Source organism: Marinobacterium profundum (assembly GCF_001528745.1).
GTDB classification, from domain to species: domain Bacteria; phylum Pseudomonadota; class Gammaproteobacteria; order Pseudomonadales; family Balneatricaceae; genus Marinobacterium_A; species Marinobacterium_A profundum.
The window spans coordinates 1-23,811 of record NZ_BCNS01000153.1; the positions used below are offsets into that span (position 1 = coordinate 1).

At 57.5% G+C, this 23,811-nt stretch carries 21 protein-coding genes; 18 read left to right on the plus strand and 3 right to left on the minus strand.

Features of this window, described 5'->3' with window-relative positions; all coding sequences use genetic code 11:
* Positions 1 to 633: 633 nt before the first annotated feature.
* The 6 genes from MPRO_RS25925 (at position 634) to MPRO_RS18050 (ending at position 7,804) form a co-directional block, all read left to right on the plus strand.
* On the plus strand, positions 634 to 897 hold the full coding sequence (locus MPRO_RS25925; RefSeq protein WP_158651863.1) for a hypothetical protein: 264 nt from the start codon (positions 634 to 636) through the stop codon (positions 895 to 897).
* A 50-nt stretch (positions 898 to 947) separates the two neighbouring features.
* Entirely contained in the window at positions 948 to 4,454 is a 3,507-nt protein-coding gene (locus MPRO_RS18035) for an indolepyruvate ferredoxin oxidoreductase family protein (protein ID WP_067296173.1), read from the plus strand.
* Between the two features lie 33 nt (positions 4,455 to 4,487).
* Positions 4,488 to 5,570, plus strand: coding sequence for a Glu/Leu/Phe/Val family dehydrogenase (locus tag MPRO_RS18040; RefSeq protein ID WP_067296175.1), 1,083 nt, complete (start codon positions 4,488 to 4,490; stop codon positions 5,568 to 5,570).
* Between the two features lie 154 nt (positions 5,571 to 5,724).
* Entirely contained in the window at positions 5,725 to 7,146 is a 1,422-nt protein-coding gene (locus tag MPRO_RS18045) for a sodium-dependent transporter (protein WP_067296178.1), read from the plus strand.
* 109 nt (positions 7,147 to 7,255) lie between these two features.
* Positions 7,256 to 7,381 carry a hypothetical protein gene (locus MPRO_RS26525; RefSeq protein WP_281177199.1) on the plus strand — a complete coding sequence of 42 codons (126 nt, stop codon included), beginning with the start codon at positions 7,256 to 7,258 and terminating at the stop codon, positions 7,379 to 7,381.
* Positions 7,382 to 7,489: 108 nt separating this feature from the next.
* A complete protein-coding gene (locus MPRO_RS18050) occupies positions 7,490 to 7,804 on the plus strand; it encodes a monooxygenase (protein ID WP_067296181.1) in 315 nt (104 codons plus the stop codon).
* A 77-nt stretch (positions 7,805 to 7,881) separates the two neighbouring features.
* Here the strand turns inward: MPRO_RS18050 and corA are convergent, their stop codons facing one another.
* Positions 7,882 to 8,829, minus strand: a complete 948-nt coding sequence (corA, locus tag MPRO_RS18055) for a magnesium/cobalt transporter CorA (RefSeq protein ID WP_067296184.1) — start codon at positions 8,827 to 8,829, stop codon at positions 7,882 to 7,884.
* 441 nt (positions 8,830 to 9,270) lie between these two features.
* Positions 9,271 to 9,714, minus strand: a complete 444-nt coding sequence (locus MPRO_RS18065; RefSeq protein ID WP_067296188.1) for a YtoQ family protein — start codon at positions 9,712 to 9,714, stop codon at positions 9,271 to 9,273.
* Positions 9,715 to 9,868: 154 nt separating this feature from the next.
* Here MPRO_RS18065 and MPRO_RS18070 point away from each other — a divergent pair, with 154 nt between their 5' ends.
* Positions 9,869 to 10,183 carry a hypothetical protein gene (locus MPRO_RS18070; protein WP_067296191.1) on the plus strand — a complete coding sequence of 105 codons (315 nt, stop codon included), beginning with the start codon at positions 9,869 to 9,871 and terminating at the stop codon, positions 10,181 to 10,183.
* An 11-nt stretch (positions 10,184 to 10,194) separates the two neighbouring features.
* On the opposite strand, the gene MPRO_RS18075 is transcribed toward MPRO_RS18070, so the two are convergent.
* Positions 10,195 to 12,018, minus strand: coding sequence for a lysozyme family protein (locus tag MPRO_RS18075; RefSeq protein WP_067296193.1), 1,824 nt, complete (start codon positions 12,016 to 12,018; stop codon positions 10,195 to 10,197).
* Positions 12,019 to 12,928: 910 nt separating this feature from the next.
* Between MPRO_RS18075 and MPRO_RS18080 the strand changes: the two genes are divergently transcribed.
* The 11 genes from MPRO_RS18080 (at position 12,929) to MPRO_RS18135 (ending at position 23,807) form a co-directional block, all read left to right on the plus strand.
* Positions 12,929 to 13,420 (plus strand): GspH/FimT family pseudopilin, encoded by a 492-nt coding sequence (locus tag MPRO_RS18080; RefSeq protein WP_158651866.1) that lies wholly within the window; start codon positions 12,929 to 12,931, stop codon positions 13,418 to 13,420.
* Positions 13,413 to 13,943: a type IV pilus modification protein PilV gene (pilV, locus tag MPRO_RS18085; protein WP_158651864.1), complete on the plus strand. Its 531-nt coding sequence runs from the start codon at positions 13,413 to 13,415 to the stop codon at positions 13,941 to 13,943. Before MPRO_RS18080 ends, pilV begins: the two co-directional genes overlap by 8 nt.
* A 20-nt stretch (positions 13,944 to 13,963) precedes the next feature.
* Positions 13,964 to 15,019, plus strand: coding sequence for a PilW family protein (locus MPRO_RS18090; protein WP_158651865.1), 1,056 nt, complete (start codon positions 13,964 to 13,966; stop codon positions 15,017 to 15,019).
* A 9-nt stretch (positions 15,020 to 15,028) separates the two neighbouring features.
* A complete protein-coding gene (locus MPRO_RS18095; RefSeq protein WP_067296206.1) occupies positions 15,029 to 15,424 on the plus strand; it encodes a type IV pilin protein in 396 nt (131 codons plus the stop codon).
* A 30-nt stretch (positions 15,425 to 15,454) separates the two neighbouring features.
* The gene (locus MPRO_RS18100; RefSeq protein ID WP_067296209.1) at positions 15,455 to 16,624 is read left to right on the plus strand and encodes a pilus assembly PilX family protein; all 1,170 of its coding nucleotides are present in this window, start codon (positions 15,455 to 15,457) and stop codon (positions 16,622 to 16,624) included.
* Positions 16,625 to 16,713: 89 nt separating this feature from the next.
* Entirely contained in the window at positions 16,714 to 16,917 is a 204-nt protein-coding gene (locus MPRO_RS18105) for an antitoxin Xre/MbcA/ParS toxin-binding domain-containing protein (protein WP_067296212.1), read from the plus strand.
* 316 nt (positions 16,918 to 17,233) lie between these two features.
* On the plus strand, positions 17,234 to 18,196 hold the full coding sequence (locus MPRO_RS18110) for a GGDEF domain-containing protein (protein WP_067296214.1): 963 nt from the start codon (positions 17,234 to 17,236) through the stop codon (positions 18,194 to 18,196).
* Between the two features lie 659 nt (positions 18,197 to 18,855).
* On the plus strand, positions 18,856 to 20,268 hold the full coding sequence (locus MPRO_RS18120) for a sigma-54 interaction domain-containing protein (protein ID WP_067296219.1): 1,413 nt from the start codon (positions 18,856 to 18,858) through the stop codon (positions 20,266 to 20,268).
* A 239-nt stretch (positions 20,269 to 20,507) separates the two neighbouring features.
* Positions 20,508 to 21,590, plus strand: a complete 1,083-nt coding sequence (locus tag MPRO_RS18125) for a TRAP transporter substrate-binding protein (RefSeq protein WP_067296222.1) — start codon at positions 20,508 to 20,510, stop codon at positions 21,588 to 21,590.
* Between the two features lie 228 nt (positions 21,591 to 21,818).
* Positions 21,819 to 22,418 (plus strand): TRAP transporter small permease subunit, encoded by a 600-nt coding sequence (locus MPRO_RS18130; protein WP_067296241.1) that lies wholly within the window; start codon positions 21,819 to 21,821, stop codon positions 22,416 to 22,418.
* Between the two features lie 18 nt (positions 22,419 to 22,436).
* Positions 22,437 to 23,807, plus strand: coding sequence for a TRAP transporter large permease (locus MPRO_RS18135; RefSeq protein WP_067296225.1), 1,371 nt, complete (start codon positions 22,437 to 22,439; stop codon positions 23,805 to 23,807).
* Positions 23,808 to 23,811 lie beyond the last annotated feature (4 nt).

Below are 23,811 nucleotides of genomic sequence, written 5' to 3' on the forward strand. Positions count from 1 at the left end.
TTAGTGTCGGTTGTGTATAAGGGACAGGCCACCTGAGTTTGGCTGTTTTTTGTGCTGTTTTGCGTTAAATAGAACCACTATTCACAAGCTACATCCCTGTAGCTTGTCCTGTGGGCAGCTAACGCTGTGTAAATCGGCAATCCTGCCGATTTATCGCCTTAAAACACCGCAAAAACCCGCTCAAATCAGTCGGCTCTCGCTACGGCCAGCATTCTCGGACAGCCTCCTAGTCGCGTCAGCCGCAGTGTGATTCTGTGGACAAGCAGTAATCGCACCAATCTGGCGGTTAAACTGGTCATTGAGGTGCAATAATTCGTGTTGGCGTGTCGACCAAGTACCTTGGAACTCGTCTTGTCCGGTGCCAGGCTACATTGCCCGGTTAGCTGGGGGCTTTTGTAGCGCTGTTGTTGCCCAGAGTGAGGTGATTTCATTTTCTACGGAGCAGATTTGTTGGCCGTGGTTTGATTCGGGTTCTAACGGTCTGCTTCGTCGCCAATTTTTATCAAGGTGAATGAATTTAGTTCAGGCACTTGAGTCGCATCCCAGTGCAGAGAGACGCGGCTAGCGACTTCAGGTTGACGTTCGCGTAAAGGCTTACTAGTATGTCTCGACTTCGCTTCCCACAAGGATGCGATGCTGGAAATCAAAAAAAGCCGGTTGGGGACAAGCCCACCGGACAATAACAACAAGATTTGCTGCCTTGCCGTGATCCGGCCAGGGATGAGGAATTTACATGATTATCTGGCAACACCTGCTCAAGGCGCGCCGTTGTGCGCATCTCTCTACTGGCGGCCCAGCCCGCATATCTGCTTCACCTTCACTGACTTCAGGCGCAGCGCTAGGTTTCTGATTCCGTTGCAGCGCGCATTTCCATTTTTGGCAGTTGATCGTCTGTAACACCGGCCCCGTCACGGGTGCAGGTTGCTGCAGGCGCAGGGTGAATCTGTATGAGTCATGACATCAGTCTCAGTGACAAATGGGAGCTGGACGCAGGTCGCGTCTACCTCTCCGGCAGTCAGGCGCTGGCGCGTCTGCCCATGTTGCAGGCACAGCGAGATCAGGCCGCAGGCCTGAATACCGCGGGTTTTATTTCCGGTTATCGCGGCTCTCCGCTGGGTAATTTTGACAAGACGCTGTGGGAGGCCAAGGCGTATCTGGCCCGGCACCGCATTCATTTCCAGCCCGGTATTAACGAAGACCTCGGCGCCACTGCTGTGTGGGGCTCGCAGCAGGTCAATCTGTTCCAGGGCGCCAAGTATGACGGCGTCTTCGGGCTTTGGTACGGCAAGGGTCCGGGCGTCGATCGCACCGGCGATGTGCTCAAGCACGCCAATGCGGCGGGCAGCTCCCGCTTCGGTGGCGTACTGGCGGTGGCGGGCGATGACCATGCCTGCAAGTCTTCAACTCTGCCACACCAGAGCGACTACGCCTTCAGCGATGCCATGATCCCGGTACTTCATCCCAGCGGGATTCAGGAAATGCTGGATTACGGCCTCTATGGCTGGGCCATGTCCCGCTTCAGCGGTTGCTGGGTGGGTTTCAAGGCGCTCGCTGAGGTGCTGGATTCTTCCATCTCTGCGGATCTGGACCCACACCGCGTGCAGATTACCCTGCCGCAGGACTTCCCCATGCCGGACGAGGGCCTGAACGCCCGCTGGCCCGACAAGCCGCTGCAGCAGGAGGAGCGCCTCCACCGCTACAAACTTGATGCCGCCAGAGCCTTTTGTCGCGCCAACCGTCTGGATAGGGTGATCTTTTCCACCAGCGATGCGCGCTTTGGCATTATTACCACCGGCAAGTCCTACCTGGATGTGGTGCAGGCGCTGACGGATCTGGGCCTGGGTGAAGCTGAATGTGCAGCCATCGGCCTGCGGCTCTACAAGGTGGCGATGCCCTGGCCGCTGGAGCCTGAAGGCGTGCGGGAGTTTGCTGCAGGTCTTGATGAAGTGCTGGTGGTGGAGGAAAAGCGTGGCCTGATCGAGGAGCAGCTCAAGGAGCAGCTTTACGGTACCGACAAGGCTCCGCGCATCGTCGGCAAGCGGGATGAGCGGGGCGTCGAACTGCTGCCCTCCATCGCTGAGCTGACGCCGGCCATGGTGGCCCGGGTTATAGCCGCGCGCATTCAGAGTCGCTACAGCAGCGCCCGCCTGAACGAACGGCTGAGCTTTCTGACCGCCAAGGAAACGAGCCTGGCCGAACCGCGGGAGTTGCTGGAACGCACGCCGCATTTCTGTTCCGGCTGTCCGCACAATACCTCCACGGTGGTGCCCGAAGGCAGCCGCGCGCTGGGCGGTATCGGCTGTCATTACATGGCCACCTGGATGGATCGCGAAACCGATACCTTTACCCAGATGGGCGGTGAGGGTGCCACCTGGATAGGTCAGGCACCCTTCACCCACGAGAAGCACGTCTTCCAGAACCTGGGCGACGGCACCTATTTCCATTCGGGTCTGCTGGCCATACGGGCTGCTATCGCTTCCGGCGCCAACATTACCTACAAGGTGCTGTACAACGATGCCGTAGCCATGACCGGCGGCCAGCCGGTGGACGGCATGCTCACGGTGCAGCAGATCAGCCATCAGCTTTACGGCGAGGGCGTGCGCCGCATCGCCGTGGTCAGTGATGATATAGGCAAGTACCCGTCGCGGGCCGACTTCGCCGATCGCACCACCTTCCACCCACGGGAGGATCTGGATGCGGTGCAGCGCGAGATGCGCGAGATCGAAGGCTGCTCGGTGATGATCTACGACCAGACCTGTGCCGCCGAAAAACGCAGGCGGCGCAAGCGCGGCACACTGACCGACCCTGCCAAGCGCGTGCTGATCAACCCTGCGGTCTGTGAAGGCTGTGGTGACTGCGGCGTGCAGTCCAACTGCCTGTCGGTGCTGCCGCTGGAAACCGAACGAGGCCGCAAGCGCACCATTGATCAGTCGGCCTGCAACAAGGACTTCAGCTGCGTGCGCGGTTTCTGTCCCAGCTTTGTCACCGTCAAGGGTGGTACCTTGCGCAAACCCGCCGGCATCGGCTCTGAAGTGGCTTTTGCCGAGCTGCCGGAGCCGGTTTTTGCCGGCCAGAACAATCCCTACGGCATTCTGCTGACAGGCGTTGGCGGCACCGGCGTGGTGACCGTCAGTGCGCTGCTGGGCATGGCAGCCCATATCGAAGGCAAGGGCGTGGCGGTGCTGGATCAGGCGGGCCTGGCGCAGAAATTCGGTGCCGTGGTGAGTCATGTGCGTATCGCGCACTCTCAGCAGGACATTCAGGCGGTGCGTATTCCGGCGGGGGAGGCGGATCTGATGATCGCCTTCGACCTGATGGTGGGGGCGAGTCTGGATGCCCTGGCCAAGCTCGACAGCCGCTTTTCCCGCGCCGTGGTCAACACCCAGAAAGCCATGCCGGCCGCCTTTACCCGGGAGCCGGATCTGCAGTTCCCGGGTGCGGCCATGGAGCGCAGCATTCGCGAGTCCTGCCGCCCGGATGGCAGCTTTTTCCTCGATGCCTCGGAGCTGGCGCTGGCGCTGATGGGGGATGCCATGGCGGTTAACCTGTTCACCCTGGGCTTTGCCTGGCAGCAGGGCCTGTTGCCGCTCAAGGCTGAGTCCATCGAAAAAGCCATCGAGCTTAATGGCGCCGCGGTGAACAAGAACAAGCAGGCGTTCCTGTGGGGCCGGCGTGCCGCCCATGACCTGGCGCGTGTGCAGGAGCTGGCCCACCCCACGGCGGTGCCGCTGAAGATTATCGAAACACCGCAGCAGCTGATCACGCGGGAAATGGCTCATCTGACTGACTATCAGAATGAGTCTCTGGCACGGCGTTACGAGACACAGCTGCGCAGGGTTGAGGCGCGTGTTGTGGCGCTGGGCAGCAACGACAGCTCGCTGCTGCGTGCCCTGGCCGAGAGCTATTCCAAACTGCTGGCCTACAAGGACGAATACGAAGTGGCGCGGCTCTACAGCGATGGCAGTTTTCGCAAGCTGCTAGCCGAGCAGTTCGAAGGCGAGGTGGAGCTGGAGTTCAATCTGGCACCGCCGTTGCTGGACGGTCGCTTTCTGGGCGCCCTGTTCGGTAAGCAACAGCCGACCGGGCGTCCGCGCAAGCGCACCTTCGGCCCCTGGATGGAGTCAGCTTTTGGGCTTCTGGCCAAGGCCCGGGTGCTGCGCGGCACACCGCTGGACCCCTTTGGCTACAGCGCTGACCGGCGCCTGGAGCGGGCGCTGATCCGGGAATACGAAGCCGATATCAGCTGGATTATCGAACATCTGAGCGTTGACAACCTGAGCGCCGCCAGAGCGCTGGCCAGCCTGCCACAGCAGGTGCGCGGTTATGGCCCGGTGAAGGAAGCGGCCTGGGAGAAGGTGCAGCCTGAGCGGGAGCGTCTGCGTGGCCTGCTGTGCGCCCCGGTACGCTCTTTCGAACCCCAGATTATCGATGCCGTCTCCGGCGCCGCCGTTTAATCCTTTGTGATGTTGCCCACAGGAAAAAGAATCATGTCTGTATTTAGTCATCCGGAATTTGATAACCATCAGCATCTGTCCTTTGTCAGCGACGAAGAAACCGGCCTGCGGGCCATAGTCGCGGTACATAACACTAATCGCGGGCCGGCGCTGGGCGGCTGTCGCATGTTTCCCTACGCCAGCGACGAAGCCGCATTGCGTGACGTACTGCGCCTGTCTAGGGGCATGACCTACAAGTCGGCACTGGCCAATCTGGATCTGGGCGGCGGCAAGTCGGTGATTATCGGCGACCCCCGTGCCCACAAGAGTGAAGCCCTGCTCGAAGCCATGGGGCGCTTTCTGGAGCAGCTCGGCGGCCTTTATATCGCCGCCGAGGACTCCGGCACCAGTGTGGCTGACCTGCAGGTGATGGGGCGCCATACCCGTCATGTAGCGGGCGTGGCGGCGCGCCCTGGCTTTGATGGCCGCCACAGTAATGGTGACCCGTCACCGGCCACGGCCTATGGCACTTTCGTGGGTCTAAAGGCAGCGGTGGCGCATCAACTGGGTCGTAGTGATCTGGAAGGACTTACAGTCGCGGTACAGGGTATCGGCAATGTCGGCTATCGCCTGGCACAGTTGCTCAGCGATGCCGGCGCCAAACTCTGGGTGCATGATATTCACAGCGATGCGGTGGCCCGTGCCGTCGATGAACTGGGTGCCACCGCAGTGACAGGAGATGAAATCCTGAGCCTGAATGTCGATGTGGTTGCGCCCTGTGCACTCGGTGCTGTGCTGAACGACCAGAGCATCGCCAGGCTGCAGGCGAAGGTGGTGGCGGGTGCTGCCAACAACCAGCTGGAACTGGCCCGTCACGATGAGGCCCTGAGCAAACGCGGCATTCTGTACGCGCCGGATTTTGTTATTAACGCCGGCGGTATTATTGATGTTTGCTACGAGCGTAATGGCCATGATGCGCAGGCTGTGCGCCGCCATGTCGAAACCATTGGCGATACGCTGAGCGAAATTTTTGCCCGGGCTGCATTGAGCCAGCAGCCTACAGGCGTTATTGCCAACCGCCTGGCGGAAGAGCGCTTCAAGCCGAGCAAGGACAAAGGCGCGCGGCAGGTGGCCTGATGCCTGATTTGATACGACGTAGGTTGGGTGTAGCGAAGCGCAACCCAACTTAACCCAACACCGTGCAGAGATGTTGGGTTGTGGCCTTCGGCCTCCACCCAACCTACGAATTTAAAAAACTCCTCCTTATAAAAACAGCAACACGGAGATTCACATGACTCAATCTGTCACCTCAGCTGCCGCGCCGGGCGCGGCGTCCAGTGCAAAGAGTACAACTTCGCCCAAGCGTGCTTTCTGGTCGTCACGCATGGCCTTTATTCTGGCCGCCACCGGCTCCGCCGTGGGGCTGGGTAACGTCTGGAAATTCCCCTACATCACCGGTGAAAATGGCGGCGGCGCCTTTGTGCTGGTGTACCTGCTGTGCATCGCCATTGTTGGTATCCCCATCATGATGGCCGAGGTGCTCATAGGCCGGCGCGGCGGGCGCAGCCCCATCAGCAGCATGGGAATCCTGTGTCAGCGCGACAAGCTAAACAGCAGCTGGCGCTGGCTGGCCGGCATCGGTGTGCTGGCGTCCTTTCTTATTTTGTCTTTCTACTCGGTGATCGGTGGCTGGGCGCTGTCCTATGTGGGCACGGCGGGCAGCGGTGAGCTGAGCGGCCAGAGCAGCGAGAGCATTGGCGCCATATTCTCAGGACTGCTGGCGGACCCTGGCACACTGCTAATCTGGCATACGCTCTTTATGGCGCTGACCATACTGGTGGTGGCTCGCGGGCTGCGCGGTGGCCTTGAACGCGCTGTGACCATACTGATGCCTGCACTTTTCGTGCTGCTGTTGCTGCTGGTGGGTTATGCCATGACCACTGGGTACTTTGGTCAGGCGGTGACCTTTCTGTTCCAGCCTGACTTTTCCAAGCTGACCACCGAGGGCATTCTGGTGGCGCTCGGTCATGCCTTCTTTACCCTCAGCCTGGGCATGGGCGTAATGATGGCCTACGGCTCCTACCTGCCCAAGGGCGTGTCCATCGCCCGTACCTCCATGCTGGTTTCAGTGATGGATACCGGTGTGGCCCTGCTGGCGGGGCTGGCAATCTTCCCGCTGGTCTTTGCCAACGGTCTTGAGCCCGGCGCCGGCCCCGGTCTGATCTTCCAGACCCTGCCGCTGGCCTTTGCCCAGATGCCCTTTGGCAGCCTGTTCGGCACTCTGTTCTTCGTGCTGCTGGTGTTTGCCGCCTGGACTTCCGCCATCTCGCTGCTGGAGCCGCTGGTGGAATGGCTCGAAGAGCGCCGTGGCATGAACCGCATGATCAGCACCCTGGGTGCCGGCATTGCCGCCTGGTTGCTGGGCATCGGCTCCATTCTGTCGCTGAACGAGTGGTCGGGCTTTGCCCCCCTGGGTATGTTCGCCATGTTCGAAGGCAAGACCATCTTCGATCTGCTGGACTACCTCACCGCCAATATACTGCTGCCGCTGGGAGGCCTGCTGGTGGCGGTCTTCGTGGGCTGGTTTATGGCGCGCCAGGCGCTGGAAAATGAGTTGTCGATGGGTAAACGCAGCTTCGCGCTCTGGTACGGCGTACTGCGCTACGTTACCCCGATCGCGGTGGCCATAGTGTTTATCTATAACCTGGTGTAAGGGCAGCGGTAAGCTGCAAGGCGCAAGTGAAAAGTAGAAAGTGAAAAGGCGGGGCGTGTTGGCGCCCTGCCTTTTTTGTATGGGAGCCCGCTATGTGGGCGAATGAGCCTTGCTGTTCACTATTCAGGGGAACCCGCTGCTCTTCGGCAAGACCGACGGAGACGTGATCGCCGAGCTCGCACAAGCCTATGAAGGCAAATTTGTACTTGCTAACGATCTCGATATCTACGAATAAAGGTGGATCGGGAAGAACTTGGGCTCAGCGGGTTTTCGCGAGTCGCTTGTGAAGAGCCCAGGCGGGCTCTTCAACATTTTACATCCATGCCAACAGGAGTTATTTCCCATGCCGGTACTCTTGCAGATCGACTTCAAGTTTCCGCGCAAGATGATGGGCGATGCCCTGACCGAAGGCGCCCGCGAGCTGGCGCAGTTGATCAACGCCGAAGCAGGGTTTATATCGAAAATATGGACCGAAAATGCCGACACCGGAGAAGCCGGCGGTATCTACATCTTTGCCGACAGGGCGTCGGCCGAGGGATATAGCTTGATGCACAGCGCGCGGGTCGCCAGCATGGGCGCGCGCGATATTCGGGCGAAAATCTTCAATATCAATACGGCACTGACCGATATTAATCACGGTCACTACGGCGCTGTCTGAGCTTTAGCTCCTTTCCCGGAATTCGTAAACTCATTCCAGGCTACATCATGCCTTGCCCCTTGCCCCTTGCTCCTGCTCTACAGCCAGTCCTTGCGCTTAAAGAAGTAATAGGTGCCGAAGGCACTGGCGACCATCATGCCCAGCGCCATGGGATAACCCCAGCTTTGCTGCAGTTCGGGCATGATATTGAAGTTCATGCCGTAGATGCTGGCGATCAGGGTGGGTGGCAGGAAGACCACGGCGGCCACCGAGAAGATCTTGATGATCTTGCTTTGCTGCAGGTTGGTGAAGCTCATGGTGGCGTCGAGCATAAAGTTGATCTTGTCGAACAGAAACTGGGTGTGGGGCAGCAGGGACTCGATGTCCGACAGCATTTCCCGGATCTGACGCTTGTTGTCTTTGCTTAGCTGGTCAATCTGATAGCGCTGCAGAAAGCGCAGGGTGCGCTGGGTATCCAGCAGGCTCAGGCGGATTTTGCCGTTGCTGTCTTCCTGGCGGGTGATCATGCGCAGCACTTCATCCAGGTTTTCGGTTTCGAAGACCTGCTCGGAGGCCGGCTCCAGGGTTTTGTAGACGTCTTCGATGGAGTCCGACAGGTAATCCACCTTGAGGGCGAACAGATGCAGCAGTAGCTCCATCGGGCCCGCAGCGTGAATACGGTCCTGGCGCAGATACTGGCGCAGCAGGCGGAACAGGCTGAGATCTTCGCCACGCACACTGATCAGGCGGTCGACACGCAGATTGAGGGATACGTTAAAGCTGCGCAGTTCCTGCCCCACCTTGTGGGGAAACAGCGAGTTGATATGCAGGCCGTCCTGGTCAGTAAAAAAACGCGAGGACGCCTCGATTTCATCGACCTTTTCCTGCCCCGGCAGACCACCGACAAAGTGGCCCGACAGCCAGTTGCGCTCCTCCTCATCCGGCTCCAGCGCATCGATCCAGATGGTGTCATCGGGGATCTCATCGTTGACGCTCAGGAGGGTCTTGCGCAGGTGATTGTGTTCGAGTTGATATGCGGCCAGCATGGGGCGGCGTACTCCCTGTCAGTGATGCGCCAGAGTATAACGCCACTCCTAGGCACGCCTGTAGCGCGGCGGCGGAGTTTTACGGGGTTATTTTGCGAAAATTGCAGTGGCAAGGGGCAAGGGGCAAGGGGCGAGGGGCGAGGAGCGAGGGGCAAGAGGCTAGAAGCTAGAGGCTAGAAGTGATGTGACCTCACAAAAGTGGACACGCACTTAAGTCGACTGCTCGAACGCCTCAGGCTTCGCTCTGTTTCCCGGAATTTGCTGGCATATCCTCGAAATTCGCCCAGGGCTCATTTCCCGGAATTCGCATCTTATCAGGCTACAGCGGCAGGCAGCCCGTAGGTTGGTAATGAGCGTAGCGAATTCCGACATCCGCAGCGAAGCTGCGTAGCGCCACTGGATAAACCTGCGGCGGCGCTTTGAGCCTTTTAACCGGGAAGCTTACTTACCCTGGGTTACGTACCGCAGGATCTCTACCACCTGCTCAGGCTGCTGAGCCCAGGCCATGGCGGCGGCGTCGACTTCCTTCAATGGGTGAATGATGTCGGCATCGTGCAGGGTAATGTACGGCGTACCCAGTGCTGCCAGATAGCCGGCATCAAAGGCGGCGTTCCACTGCTTGTACTGGTTGCCAAAACGCACCACAGCCACGTCGGCGCTCTCGATCAGGGTTTTGGTGCGAATGGCGTTAACTTTGGAGGACTTGTTGTCGCGCCAGAAGGGCTTGTCTTCAGCGCCAAGGTGATCGCCGGCGGCATCGGAGGCATCGTGGTCGGTGACAGGGCCGACGAAGGCGACGGGCAGGTTCAGCGCCTGGCAGCCGGCTTCAATGCGTTCGCGCCAGTCGCTGTGAATCTCACCGGAAAGGTAGACGGTCCAGATCATGGGGGGCTCCTTGATTGCTTTTATGTATACAAAATGAGGTTGGATTTGTGCATTGTCGCGAACAAGCGGCCGCGCTGCAAGTTGGCAGGCCGCGCTTGTTCCGCCTGGCGGGCCGTGGCAGTCTTGTCGTTTTAGGACTTAACGGGGCAAACGGATGCAGTCCTTGCTGATCGTTACCGAGCTGTATGACTTTGATGCAACCACCGGCTGTCTGCGCGGTCTTTGTCACGATGGTCGTTCCCTGCTGGTGCAGGCCGAGCCAAGACAGCGGGTGAACTGTGACCTGTTGCAGAGTCTGCCATGCCCGTTCTTCCTGCTGAGTGATCAGCCCGCCGAAGTCTTTGGCGATATGCTGATGCTGTCTCCCCGCACTCTGGTCAGCGTGCCGCCGTTTTCGACGGCAGAGGTCGCCGCCATGCTGGACAGTGGTCAGGCGGAATTGTTGCTGGAGCAGGCCCTGCGGAGCTGATTTTGGTGTGTCTAGAGGCCGTAGCAGGCCTTGACGGCGTCGGTTCCGCGCTCTTCCATGTCCTGATATTTGCGCCAGAATTCCGTATCGACCAGCTGGAGATGCCTGCTGGTATCAGCCTTGCGGTAGCGGCTCAGGTGGCGCGGGCCGCCGTTGTAAACGCCGTAGGCAGCCCGGGCTAGGGCGCGAGTATCGCCGCCAATTTCATCCTCCTTGCGCTTGATGGCGAAGTCGACCAGGTAATGCACCAGGATTTCGTTGCCGGCCCGGGCGTTGTAGCCTATATCGCGGCTGAGTGAGTCGATGTTGTACAGGCCGCGCCAGACATGGCGGTTGATTTGCATCAGGCCGATGGCTCCGCCCGGTGACACTATGGTGCGTACCTCTCCATCCTTGCGGATGAACTGTCGCCAGCAGCTTTCCTGCCAGGCTGTGGTCCGCAGCAAGGTCGCGTAGATGTCGAAGCTATCTCCCGGCACCTTGCCCTTGCGTCTTTCAGCCATCACCACCTGATCAAGCAATTGCGCCATGGTGCCGAGATAGTCGTCAATTTCCGTCGTCGCCGGCACCCAGTTGGTTAATCGTGCCACCAGGGTCGGGGTTATCTGGCTGGCATGGGCGGCTGGAATCAGCCAGGCAAAAGGGACGGACGATTCCTCGGGCTCATCCATGTTCAGTTCGGGGTCCAGCCCAAGCAGCCTGCGCAGCGCAGGGTCCACGTCGGTGTCGTATTCGAGAGTTTCGTCGCTGACCGCGGGCACCAGCAGGCGGGCCAGACTGCGCAGACTGTGGCGATCCAGCTGCATGCCCAGGTGCGGGGCAACCCTGTCCAGGGCGCTGAGCGCGTCTGCGGCGCTGATAAAGGTCGCGTAATGCAAAGCCTGAATTCCGGGAATATCCAGGCGGGTGTCGTGCAGCAGCGGTGCCAGTCGTTCCCAGGTATTGAGAAAGAGGTCGCGGACCGGGTCGCGTGCGCGATCATCATCCGCCAGGGCGTCCCGCAGGTCGAAACGGGACTCCAGCAAAATATCGGCCAGTACTTTCGCAAGCTCAGGCTCTGCCGTGATGGCGAGCGTCTTGATCAGCCAGGTGGCAAAGCTGTCCCAGGACTGCCAGGCGCTATCCCAGTGGGCCAGTTCCTCTGTACTCAATACCCTGTCGCTGGCGGGCTGCCACCCAGGAGGGGCATCCGGAACCTGAAGTCGAAGCAGCACTTCCAGCCCTGCGACAGTTGGGGTGACCGCCCTGAAGGCGAGGCCCAGAGGTGGGCTCGCTGATGATTGCGGGTCCTTGAGTGTGAGGCGCAGCAGGTCCTCAAGGCCTGTGGTCGCGGGGGCAAGGTCAATATTGACGGCATCGAATCTGGGCTGAATAAAGTTCTTGATCCAGTCCCAGATAACACCCGGCACCGCGCGAACCTGCTCGTCGGACTTGAGGATGTTGGAGTTTATGGTCTGTATATGAATTGCAGGCCGGCTCTGGTCGATATAGGCCTGATGCAGGGTTTCAACGACACCTTTCCACTCCAGTGGCAGCATGCAGTGATTGCCGGTCGGGATACCGGAGCGGGTGCTTATATCGGTGAGTATTCGAATCTGCCCACCGTCGGTGCCCTCGATGCGAGGATTGGACAGTCGCAGGCTGTTGCAGCCACTGCGGTCTGCAAGGAGCTCCACTGTCTTGCCCGGGCCCGATAGCAGCTGTTCGTCCAGCGCCCTGCCCAGAATGCGATAGTCCAGGGTAATCGGAAGGTCCAGCTCGGTGGCGAACAGGCGTAGTGGCAGGGCCCAGAGAAGGGTGCCGAGTACGAGTGCCGTGACAGAGCGAGTTGGCATGAACAGACCCTCTGGGGATCATGGCTGACACTGGGTTACAGGTGCCTGTTACAAGGGCGTTTGACACGGCTGCATCGTAACAAAGTTCCCGCTCAGAGGCTGTACTATCGAGTCTGACAAAGTTCCCTGGCGCTGTATTTTGGTGTGCATGACTTGGCATCATATCTCCTTATCCCCGAAAGCTGTGTGTAATGCTGTGGATAACATATGGGTACTTGTCCCCGGCCCGGTGGTCATGCCTTCTGGCGGCTTAAGGGTATTAATTGATCGGCATAAAGGCCGTGTTTACGGTGCTTTGGGGGCGGTTAAGGGAAAACTTAAACTTCGTCGTCCGGCACTGAAGTCAAGTGCAGCGAGAAAATAAAAGCGTTGTGTAAAAAAAGGTTGTCCACAGAGGGGCAGGAATAAGTCTGTGGCCAGGCATGGGTTAATACCGCTGGACAGTGGTTAGTGCAGATGATCTGTGGTGGTCTGTTGATTGGGCGTGCTTAGTCACGCACTGTCAGTGTCCGGCAGCGTCGAGAGGGAGTCGTTGCCGGCTGGCAGAATATATCGTATCGGACGGGGTAGTCGATTGGTATAAATGACGTGCTACAACGTAGCCTGGATACACTGAGGTGAAGGTAGAATAGTCGCATGGATGTGATCGTTCGAAACCAGCCTGAGAGTCGATAAAGCGGGGCAGGTTTGGTTTGTTAATTTCGGCTGTTTCTAGTTTCGCTTTGCTTAAAATGTTGCGAATTCTTGCCTGCCTGAGTAGTTCAATATAAATGTCGCCAAATTGCTACAAAATAGGCGGTTCGATTTCACCGATTGTCTGCATAGTTTGGTAGGATGTGGCACGTTATTGTCGTAATAGTCAGCTTTTATCCGCAGCGCGATTATTTCACCAGGGATGGGAAGCTTCACCATGTATCAGTTCCAGCGATCTTGTCGCGCCAGCAGGCGAGCACCTGTCATTGGGGGATTCACCCTTATTGAGTTGCTTGTCACCCTGGCGATCGCAGCCATTTTGCTGACCCTGGGTGTGCCGTCTTTCAGATATGTGATGGAGGACTCGCGCATGGACAAGGGGCAGTCGAGCCTGGTTGATGCCATACAGTTTGCCCAGAGCGAGGCGGTCAAACGCAATGCGGTCGTCGTCATTGCGCCTTCTGCTGGCACCGACTGGACTACTGGCCTGTCTGTGACTGTGGGGGCCGAGCAGTTGCGCAGTTTGGGCAGCCTGTCCGGCGTTACTCTCAGTTGCGTTGGCGACTGTGCGGGCCTGAGTTTTTCAGGTGCAGGTACCACCACGGCGCAGACTTTTCACCTGTGCAGCAACGGTGGCAGTGGACGCCAGATGACGCTCTACGCCACCGGCAAGGTCAAATCCGGCAGCTGGAGCGGCTGCAGTGCGTAGCGCAGGCCCAAACTCTGCTGCATCAACTCCCGAGCAGGGCTTCTCGATGATCGAGGTACTGATCACCCTGCTGGTCTTTTCCATCGGGTTGTTGGGCATGGGGGCCATGTATGCCCAGAGTCTGTCGATCAGCCATAACACCTATCTGCGTTCACTCGCCTCCATCCAGGCCGCCGATATGGATGAGCGCATCCGTGCCAACCCCTGGGCGGCGGCCAACGCCTATGTCATGGATGGCACTCAGTGCCTCGGGCTTGGGTCCGGTGCTACCTCGGTAGCGGTACCTGCAGCTTCGGTGGATTGCGCTACCGCGAGCTGCGCCGTGTCCCAGACGGTGGAGTGGGATCTGGAGCAATGGTGCAGCGCCAGTATAGAGCTGTTTGGCGGGCTCTTTGCTTCGGCTGCGATCAGTAGCACGTCCGGGGACTATCAGGTCGATCTCAACTGGCAGGAGCGAGTCTCCGGGCAGAATAATCAGCGCAGTATTGAGACCCGCGGATTCAGTTACCGCCTAACCCCATGATCGGCACGGAGCACCTGAAGATGCGAGCCAGACAACGCGGCATGTCACTGATAGAGCTGATGATTTCAATGCTGATTGGCCTGGTGCTGATTATGGGTGTGGTGCAGGCGCTGATGATGAGCCGTACCGCCATCGTCAGCCAGGCCAGCATGTCCGCCATTTCCGAGAATGCCCGGGTCTCCTTTGAGCTGATGAAGCGTGAGCTGCGGCTCGCGGGGCTAAATGCGACCTCCACCAGCTGGCTCAGCTTTGCTCAGGTGGACGACACGGACCATGGCAACGCCTGGGTGCTGAGCGCTGAAGGAGGCGGCTCAACCGTTGAGTATTGGGTCAATGCAGACAACGAACTGGTTTATCGCCGCGACAGCGACATTCCCCAGGCGCTGGTGGATGGTATCACTGGCCTGGATGTGACCTTTGGCGTGGGTGATCCGGCTGATGGCAGTGTGCAGTACGTCGGTCAGAGCGATATTGCCAGTGTGGCCCAGGACAATATCTGGGCGCTGCGTATCGAGCTTGCGCTGAATGACCCCCAGGACAATGGCTCAGAACTGCATTTTGGCCAGCGCAGCATTAGCTCCACGGTGGCGTTGCGAAATCCTCTGTTGAATGCCGTGGCGGGTATCACCACAGCGCCCGCTGCCGGTGGCGGTGGTTCAGGCACTGGAGATGACGACGGAGTTACTGGTGGTAGTGACAGCGGTGATAGCGGCGGTGACCTGGGTGGAGATAGCGGTGGTGATTCAAGTGGCGGGGAGGCTCCGGGTGGTAGCGACGGCAGTGGTGACAGCGGTAGTGGTTCAGGAGATACCGGCACGGTGGCTAGCTGTTCTGTGACGGCCAACGGGTCTGTTTTTCACAAGAATGCATCCATCAAAATGACTATTGATGGTTTGACTTCGGGGAGCTGCAGTAACAGTGGGGGTAGCAATCCAACCTATACGTGCAGCGGAGGTCCCTATAGTGAGGGAGTTTATATAGTGCTGACCGCCACTCAGGGCCAGAGTAAAACAACATCCTTAACACTTGATTGCGCTGGTTCCTCATCAGTGACGGTTGAAAATAAAAACCTGTAAGGCATCGGTATGCAGCTAAATAGCAACAATTCAAGCAACAGGGGTTTTACCCTGATTGAAGTCATGATTGTGGTGGTTATCGTCGGCATTATTGCCTCCTTCGCGGTGCCGTCCTACGTACGCTATGTGCGCGACGGCAAACGCAGTGAGGGTCAGGTAGCGTTGATTAGTTTGTCGACACGGCTGGAACGCTGTTTTACCGAAGGTTTTTCCTATATCAGCAGTTCGTGCCCGACAGGGCCGCTGGATAGCCAGAGCGGCTATTACAGCTTGAGTGTTTCGGCGGCGTCGACCAGTTATACACTCACAGCCGAGCCCAATTTCCAGGACACCCAGTGCGGTGATCTGACTCTTGCACACACAGGTATCCGGGGCTCCAGCACAGGCAACGCCTGCTGGAAGTAGCCCGCTACCCGCCAATACAGGATGTGGTGAATGAACAGTAGTTCCAGCCTGCCGGGTTCGAGAGAGCGGGGTTCTGCGTTGATTGTCGGTATGATCATCATGATTGTGATGGCAATTTCCGGCCTTTCGATGATGAATACAACCTTGCTTGGAGAGCGTAAAAGCAGCAATGCACGGGCGCAGCTGCAGGCGTTTCTGGCGGCTGAGGCTGGTACCAGCAAGGCGCAGGATTACCTGATTCTGAATTGGGCCAGCTACAGTTGTACCGTTAATGGTGCCTTGCCGGGCATGTCTGGTGTGGCCTACGGCAGTGCCAGTTATACCGTCACGGCCGTTGCCTGTGGACCCGATGAAATCACCCTCAAAAGCAGCGGTATTCAGCAGGAAACAGGCGCTTCCCGCGATATACAATTTGTATTGCAGAGTGAGTCTTTGCGCGGTGGCGGGCTTGGTGGTGCGATCAACTTCGTCGGTAACGTGGTTACCTTTGACACCCCTAATTCGAATGCCTTCAAAGTGGATGGTATCGGTGGGCCGGCCATTACGGCCGCTACCGACGGTTATCGCGACGGAATTTTGGCGGCGATCCCATCCGACAGAATCGACAATTACATAGGCGGGGTAGTCACTGCAGATTTTCCTGAAACCTGGAGTACTGCTTCCGGTCTGCAGACCCTGGTGGGCGCTATCGCAACCAGCCCCGATGCTCGTATTTACAACGTTGGCGGCGATGTGGATGCCAATGATCTGGGTTCAAGCAGCAATATGAAAATTACGGTGGTCAAGGGTGATCTGTCGCTCAAGGGTAATGATACCGGGGCCGGTTTAATGGTGGTGTATGGCGACCTGTCATATCAGGGGACGCCGAGCTGGGACGGGCTGATTATTGTGCTGGGTGGCACCTTCGCTGTGGGTGGTGGCGGTAACGGGGGCGTGGAAGGCTCCATGTTTATTGCCGATGTGGATACCAGTCTGGCCACCTGGGCCTTCACCGGTTCCAATTTGGCATTTGATACCAATGGCGGCGGTACAGCGGATTATACCTACGATTGCGACAAGCTATCCGACGCTCGAGATTTGATGAACGCTACCGGGAAAGGCCTGTGGGATATGGACGCCGGCGATTGCAGCAGCCCAGGCAGTGGTACCGGCTCAGGCGGTGTGGTGATGACTCAGTGGCGCGAGCTTATTGCCCGCTAAGGCGTGTGCTCGCTCACGGGGGAAATCCGCGCTGTTCTTCTATACTGCAGGCCATGCTCTTGGAGCGAACTTGGCGGCGGGGGATAACAATGGTGCAGAATAATGCGCGACAACGACTGCTGGACGCAGCTACGGGCTACTTCGGTAGCAGGGAAGGGGCGGAAGAATGGATCAATAGCCCCCATATGGGGTTGGAAGGCATGACCCCGCAGGAAATGCTGAACTCGTCGGGCTCGACTGTTGAACAGATCATGGAGCTGGTACATCAACTGGAGCAGGGTGATACACCCTGACTCAGTTCGGCCACCGCTTGATGGCCGGCTGAACTTGGACTCCAGCTGTTATGGTTTTTTATCTGGGTACATTTGCGATTTTTTCGCTCGATAATATAGACGCAAGGGTGTGATTCCGTTTTATACAAATTCCTCGAGCCAGTGCTCGGAATAAAATTTTTGTCGAAGTCTTGGTGGCTTTTTTACTTGAGGTGCTTTTAGACTGTTTTTGTTTTCATAATTAATTGTTTTTAAAGGTATTTTTTAGGCCTGAAAATATGAGCCCGCTTGTGCTATTTTGAATTGCATCACTCACTAGATAAATGGAATTCACTAGATGATATCGCCCCAGATCCCACCCGACGAAGCGCAACGTATTGAAACCCTGCGTGCGCTAAAAATTCTTGATTCCGCCCCGGAAGAACGTTTTGATCGCCTGACCCGCATGGCCAAGCGCATGTTTGGGGTACCTATATCACTGGTCAGCATCGTCGACAGCAACCGGCAATGGTTCAAGTCGGCTCAGGGGCTCGACGCCACTGAAGCCCCGCGGGAAACGTCTTTCTGCGGCCACGCCATTTTGGGGGATGACTTGTTTCTGATTCCCAACGCCATTGAAGATGAGCGTTTCCATGATAATCCGTTTGTCATCAATGCGCCGAATATTCGTTTTTATGCCGGCTGCCCGCTGAGAGTAGCCAACGGCCACAAGATGGGCACTTTGTGTTTGATTGATGACAAGCCTCGGGTGATGGATGAGGAAGACAAGGAACTGCTGCGGGATCTGGCCGTTATGGCCGAACAGGAGATTGCCGCGCTGCAGCTGGCGACTCTGGATGAGCTGACCGCCATTTCCAATCGCCGCGGTTTTATCTCGCTGGCCAAACATGCGCTGGCAATGTGCAAGCGCAATGGACAGTCGGCTACGCTGGTTTTCTTTGATCTGGACGACTTTAAACCCATCAACGACACCTTTGGCCATGCCGAGGGCGACCTTGCACTGGTGGCATTTTCCAATCTGCTGCGGGAAAACTTTCGCGACTCCGATGTGTTTGCCCGCGTGGGAGGGGACGAGTTTGTGGCACTGCTGACCGGTACAGGTGAGGCTTTTGTGCAGCTGGTTCTTCAGCGCTTTCAACAGGCGGTAGATCAGTACAATACTGAAGCTTCGCGGGGTTATGACTTGAAGTTCAGCGCAGGCTACGCCATTCACAAAAGTGACGACAGCAGCGATATCGAAGCCCTGATGGCACAGGCGGATGAGCTGCTGTACGAACAGAAGAAAGAGCGCAAGCGCTAGGAGGCTGTCCGAGAATGCTGGCCGTAGCGAGAGCCGACTGATTTGAGCGGGTTTTTGCGGTGTTTTAAGGCGAATAGTGGTTCTATTTAACGCAAAACAGCACAAAAAACAGCCAAACTCAGGTGGCTCGCAGTAGGTTGAGTATTCTCGGACAGCCTCCTAGCAGCCTGTCGGACTTAACTCTGATCTACTGCGGGAAAGCCGCCTCTTCGATAAAGAGGGGTCATTTTTGCTTACTCTTTATAGAACCACTATGCACAAGCTACACCCCTGTAACTTGCCCTTCGGGCAGCTAACGCTGTGCACATCGGCTATCCTGCCGATTTGTCGTCTCAAAAGAGCTCCAAAACTGCCTCATTCCATCGCCGGGAGCGATTGAACGTGCAAACCCCGAAGGGGTGAAGCACATGGATGTGCTGAACAAAACGGACTTTCCCTCGCTACGGCCAGCATTCTCGGACAGCATCCTAGGTATTGAGTTCGACAAGTTAGCCGCTCGCGGGGCAGCCAGTAGCCCTGCCAGAGGTTGTGACTTTGACATCAAGGCCCTGCCGGGTGGCGAGATTTATCGAGGAGTCCTTCATTTTTAGCGAGCTTCAATGTTTATGCCGGAAATGCTTTGTTAGCATGGGCGCATTATCCGGTCTGGGATCAATCTTATGTCCGCTCCATTTGACAGTAAGCAGAGCATCGGCCTCACCCGGGAGCTGATCGAAGTGCTATTCCCCATTTTTGAGCAGGCCAGCGCCGGTGCTATAGCCGTGGACAGGGAAGGGCACATCACCTGGATTAATACCCGCTATGCCAGCCTGTTGGGCATCAAGGATCCCCATACCCTGATTGGCCGTCCGGTGCGTGCCGTTATTCCCCACAGCCGGCTACCGGAGGTATTACGAACCGGTCAGCCCCTGCTGCTGGACATCATGGAGCATCACACCCAGCAATTGGTGGTCAGCCGGTTGCCATTTTTTGATGACGCAGGCCAGGTCAGCGGCGCCGTGGCCTTTGTGCTTTATGACGATTTGCAGCCACTTACGCCCCTGGTCAGCAAATACCGTCAGTTACACCAGGATCTGCTGGCCGCCAAAAAAGCACTGGCAAATAAGGCCCGCAGCACCCGCTACAGCCTGAATGACTTTGCTGGCGCCAGTCCGGCAGCGCTGGAGGTTAAACGCCGGGCCAGACTGGCCGCCGGGCGTGATATGCCGGTGCTGTTGCTGGGCGAAACCGGTACCGGCAAGGAGATACTGGCTCAGGCTATCCATTCCCTGTCGCCCCGGACCGCAGCGCCCTTTGTCGGCGTTAATGTGGCGGCGGTGCCTGAAAATTTGCTGGAAGCCGAGTTTTTCGGGGTGGCCCCCGGTGCTTTTACCGGCGCCGACAGGCGCATGCGCAAGGGCAAGTTCCAGCTGGCCCACGGGGGTACCCTGTTTCTGGATGAAGTGGGCGATATGCCGCTGGCCCTGCAGGCCAAACTGCTGCGCGTTCTGCAGGAACGTGAAATCGAACCCCTGGGTTCAAATCAGGTGATCCCGGTGGATGTGCGGCTGATTGCCGCTACCAGCCGTGATCTGGATGCCATGGTGGCAGAGGGCAGTTTTCGCTCCGATCTGTACTATCGCCTCAACGTACTGGAAATTTCGATCCCGCCGTTAAGGGCGAGGCTGTCGGATATAGGTGTGCTGTGCGAGACGCTGCTGGAAGCTATCTGCGCCGGCCAGGAATTGCGAGCTGAGGTCACCGATGCGGCTATCAATGTGCTGGAGTGTTATGACTGGCCCGGTAATATCAGGGAGTTGCGCAACGTGCTGGAACGCGCCTTTACCATGGGTGAGGGCTGCGGGACGCTGGATGCCGACGCCGTGTGCCGGGTACTTCCCAAAGTGGTCTGTGGTTCGAATACTACCCCAGAAACAACTGCCGCCCGACCGCTGGCGGAGGTGTTGGCCGAGGCCGAAGCTATCGCCATAGGTGCGGCTTTAAAAAGCTGTAACAGCAATCGTTCGAAAGCGGCCCGGTTGCTGGGAATTTCCCGTTCTGCGCTCTATGAAAAGCTTGCCAGACTGTCCTGATTTCCAGACAACTGTCCGCCATGCAGGACGGTTTATGGAGTATCTGCTAACAATCTGTCCAGATAACAGGACAGGCGTCCTTTGTTTGCAAAAATAATAAATTAAGTCATTGATTTATATGTGTTTTTTATTAAAGGCATGGTTTGTGCTCTTCTATATGGGCGAAACGCCGGCCAAGGGCAGACAAATGACTGTCCGTCGGGCTGGCAGAGCAACGACCCAAGAAGAAGGATAACTGCATGTCGATTAATAAGAAATTTTCTAACCTGAGCTGTGGACTGACAGCCGCTGTACTTTCTGCCAGCCTGTTGAGCATGCCGGCCACGGCAACTGAAAAGGTACGTTGGCAGGTGCCGCTGGCGTTTCCGTCTCACCTGGTGGGTCTGACCACCCCGGTCAAACATCTGTCCGAGTCCTTAAGTGCGGTGTCCGGGGGTGATATCACGCTGCGCTATTACGAGCCGGGTGAGTTGGTACCGCCATTTGAAATTATGGATGCGGTGAGTTCCGGCAAGTACCCCGCGGGCTATACCTGGGTTGGCTACGACCAGGGCACTATTCCGGCCCTGCCGCTGTATTCAGGAGCGCCTTTCAATATGGAGCCGCCGGCCTACCTGGCCTGGTATTACGAAGGCGATGGCAAAAAATTGCTGGAAGAGATCTATGATGCGCGCAATATCCACCCCATGCTGTGCAGCATCATAGGCCCCGAGGGCGCAGGCTGGTTTAAAAAATCGATTACCGACCTCAAGGACTTCGATGGGCTGCGTATCCGTTTCGCCGGCATCGGCGGCAAGGTACTTGAAGAGTTAGGGGCTTCGGTCACCATGGTGCCCGGTGGAGAGATCTTCCAGGCGCTGGAACGCAACACTATCGACGCCACCGAATTCTCTCAGCCCGCCATCGACAAGATGCTGGGTCTCGATCAAATCGTGAAAAACTACATCATGCCCGGCTGGCACCAGACGCTGACCACTTCGCATCTGCTGGTGAACAAGGACGTCTGGAACAAGCTTGAGCCCGAAACCCGTGCGCTGGTTGAAATGGGCTGTGAATCCGCCACCCTCAAGGGTTTCGCCCAGAGTGAGTGGGCCCAGCCGACCGCCCTGCGTGACTATGCAAAAGAGGGCGTAACGGCCCAGGTGCTACCCGAGCCGGTGCTGCGCGAACTGCAAAAGGTCACCGACAAGGTGATGGATGCAATGGCCGCCGAGGACGAGATGTTCAAGCGCGTACTCACCAGTCAGCGCACCTTTATGCAGCACCACTCTATCTGGCACGGCAAGGGCTACCTGCCGCGCGACTTCTACCAGTACGACTGAGTTAGCCTCAGCAGCCTGTGGGGCTTGGCCGGTCGTAGCGAGAGAAAGACCGATTTGAGTTAGTTTTTGAGCTCTTTTGAGGCAAATAGTGGTTCTATTTAGCAATAAAGAGTACGAAAAATAACCACATTCGGCTTTTCCGCAGTAGATCAGTGTTAAGTCTCCTAGTGCAGGCCCGGCGTGGCCGGTGCCTGCCTTTTCCCTTATTACTGGTTTAGCGAGGTTAATGTGACTCAACACAGTAATTCTATAGATGCCGGGCCCAGGGAACTGCCGACCAACTGTCTATCCCGACGGCTTGACAGCATTGTGGTGGCGGTGGGCCGGCTTAGTTCCTGGTTGTGGCTGGCGGTACTGGTCGTGGTACTGACCAATGTGTTCAGCCGTTTCGTGCTCGCAGCAGGATCCATTGCGCTGGAAGAGTTGTCTTGGCACCTGTTCGGTATCGCCATGATGCTGACTCTGGGCTATGCGGTGGTACGCGATGACCATGTGCGGGTAGACGTGCTGCGGGAAAACTTCTCGCTGCACACCCAGGCGGTTATCGAGCTGGTGTGCATACTGCTGTTGGCCCTGCCCATCATCTATTTGATGATCGATGCCCTTATCCCGTACGCCTACAAGGCTTACATTTACGATGAGCGGTCCCAGGCGCCGAGTGGCCTCCCTTATCGCTTTATCTTTAAAAGCGCCCTTCCTCTGGGTCTTATTCTGGTCGCCATAGCGCTGTTCTCCAGAGCCCTGCGCTGCATGACGCTGTTGTTCGGGTTTCCCCGTGCCACAGAGATGCCCGGGCAGAACGGCAACGGCGACCACCCCCACCCCTGAATCATGAGGTAGCTGTCCATGGAGTTGGAACCCCTTCTCGTTATGGCCATGTTCGCCAGTTTTATGGCGCTGTTGCTGCTGGGTTTTCCGGTGGCTTGGGCGTTGGCGGGCATAGGCCTGGTATTTGCGGCTCTCGGCCATGTAATGGTAGAGCAGTTTGACGCCAATCTCTGGTTTACCTGGAACGGCACCATTGGTGTGCTCGATGCGCGTATCTACGGCATAGTGGCCAACGAACTGATGGTGGCGCTGCCGCTGTTTATTTTTATGGGCATCATGCTTGATCGCTCTGGCATCGCCGAAAAACTGATGCACAGCCTGGTGCGGGTGCTCGGCCCCTTGCGCGGGGGCTATGCCATTACCGTGGTGATCGTCGGCGTTTTACTGGCGGCTTCTACCGGCATTGTGGGCGCCTCAGTGGTGCTGCTCGGCATGCTGTCGCTCGGGCCCATGATGCAGGCGAATTACAACAAATCCCTGGCCGTGGGCACTGCCTGCTCGGTGGGTACCTTGGGCATTTTGGTGCCGCCGAGTATCATGCTGGTGCTGATGGCAGACCGCATGGGTACCTCCGAAGCGTCGGTAGGCAAGTTGTTTATGGGAGCGCTAATCCCCGGCCTGATGCTGGCGGCTATGTATATCCTCTATATCGTGGTGCTGTCCTGGTTGAAAAAAGACATGGCACCGGCACCGAAACATCACGAGCGCCTCGACGCGCGGGCGTTGCTCGGCGTGTTCCTGGCGGTAGTTCCGCCGATGATATTGATCCTGGCAGTGCTGGGCTCCATTTTCTTCGGTATTGCCACCACGACAGAGGCTTCAGCTGTGGGCGCGGCCGGTGCCCTGCTGATGGCGCTACTGAGTCGCAGGCTGAATCTGGAAGTCTTGAAAGAGTCCCTCTATCAGACCAGCCGCACCACCGCTTTTATTTTTGGTATTTTTATCGGTGCGACAGTGTTTGCCGCCGTGTTGCGTGGCCTGGGCGGAGATGATGTGATCCGTGATGCCATTACCGGCCTGCCATTTGGCACTACCGGTATACTGCTGACCATTTTGTTTATCACCTTCCTGCTGGGCTTTTTCCTCGACTGGGTGGAAATTACTCTGATTATCCTGCCGCTGGTGGCGCCTGTGGTGTTTTCCATGGGGGTTGAGCCTGTGTGGTTTGCCGTCATGTTTGCCATCTGCCTGCAAACGTCATTCCTTACGCCGCCGGTGGGCTTTGCCCTGTTCTATATCAAGGGCGTATGCCCGCCAGAAATCACCACCCGTGATATCTATCTGGGGGTCTTGCCCTTTATTGCTCTGCAACTACTGGGGCTGGCGCTGGTGTTCTGGTTTGAGCCCCTGGCCACCTGGCTGCCGAATGAAGTTTATGGCGGTCACTGACCCA

Bases quoted from the DNA above. Each gene is read 5' to 3' on its own strand.
- MPRO_RS25925 (WP_158651863.1), top strand. From the start codon at position 634: ATGCTGGAAATCAAAAAAAGCCGGTTGGGGACAAGCCCACCGGACAAT.
- MPRO_RS18035 (WP_067296173.1), top strand. From the start codon at position 948: ATGAGTCATGACATCAGTCTCAGTGACAAATGGGAGCTGGACGCAGGT.
- MPRO_RS18040 (WP_067296175.1), top strand. From the start codon at position 4,488: ATGTCTGTATTTAGTCATCCGGAATTTGATAACCATCAGCATCTGTCC.
- MPRO_RS18045 (WP_067296178.1), top strand. From the start codon at position 5,725: ATGACTCAATCTGTCACCTCAGCTGCCGCGCCGGGCGCGGCGTCCAGT.
- MPRO_RS18050 (WP_067296181.1), top strand. From the start codon at position 7,490: ATGCCGGTACTCTTGCAGATCGACTTCAAGTTTCCGCGCAAGATGATG.
- corA (WP_067296184.1), bottom strand. From the start codon at position 8,829: ATGCTGGCCGCATATCAACTCGAACACAATCACCTGCGCAAGACCCTC.
- MPRO_RS18065 (WP_067296188.1), bottom strand. From the start codon at position 9,714: ATGATCTGGACCGTCTACCTTTCCGGTGAGATTCACAGCGACTGGCGC.
- MPRO_RS18070 (WP_067296191.1), top strand. From the start codon at position 9,869: ATGCAGTCCTTGCTGATCGTTACCGAGCTGTATGACTTTGATGCAACC.
- MPRO_RS18075 (WP_067296193.1), bottom strand. From the start codon at position 12,018: ATGCCAACTCGCTCTGTCACGGCACTCGTACTCGGCACCCTTCTCTGG.
- MPRO_RS18080 (WP_158651866.1), top strand. From the start codon at position 12,929: ATGTATCAGTTCCAGCGATCTTGTCGCGCCAGCAGGCGAGCACCTGTC.
- MPRO_RS18090 (WP_158651865.1), top strand. From the start codon at position 13,964: ATGCGAGCCAGACAACGCGGCATGTCACTGATAGAGCTGATGATTTCA.
- MPRO_RS18095 (WP_067296206.1), top strand. From the start codon at position 15,029: ATGCAGCTAAATAGCAACAATTCAAGCAACAGGGGTTTTACCCTGATT.
- MPRO_RS18100 (WP_067296209.1), top strand. From the start codon at position 15,455: ATGAACAGTAGTTCCAGCCTGCCGGGTTCGAGAGAGCGGGGTTCTGCG.
- MPRO_RS18105 (WP_067296212.1), top strand. From the start codon at position 16,714: ATGGTGCAGAATAATGCGCGACAACGACTGCTGGACGCAGCTACGGGC.
- MPRO_RS18110 (WP_067296214.1), top strand. From the start codon at position 17,234: ATGATATCGCCCCAGATCCCACCCGACGAAGCGCAACGTATTGAAACC.
- MPRO_RS18120 (WP_067296219.1), top strand. From the start codon at position 18,856: ATGTCCGCTCCATTTGACAGTAAGCAGAGCATCGGCCTCACCCGGGAG.
- MPRO_RS18125 (WP_067296222.1), top strand. From the start codon at position 20,508: ATGTCGATTAATAAGAAATTTTCTAACCTGAGCTGTGGACTGACAGCC.
- MPRO_RS18135 (WP_067296225.1), top strand. From the start codon at position 22,437: ATGGAGTTGGAACCCCTTCTCGTTATGGCCATGTTCGCCAGTTTTATG.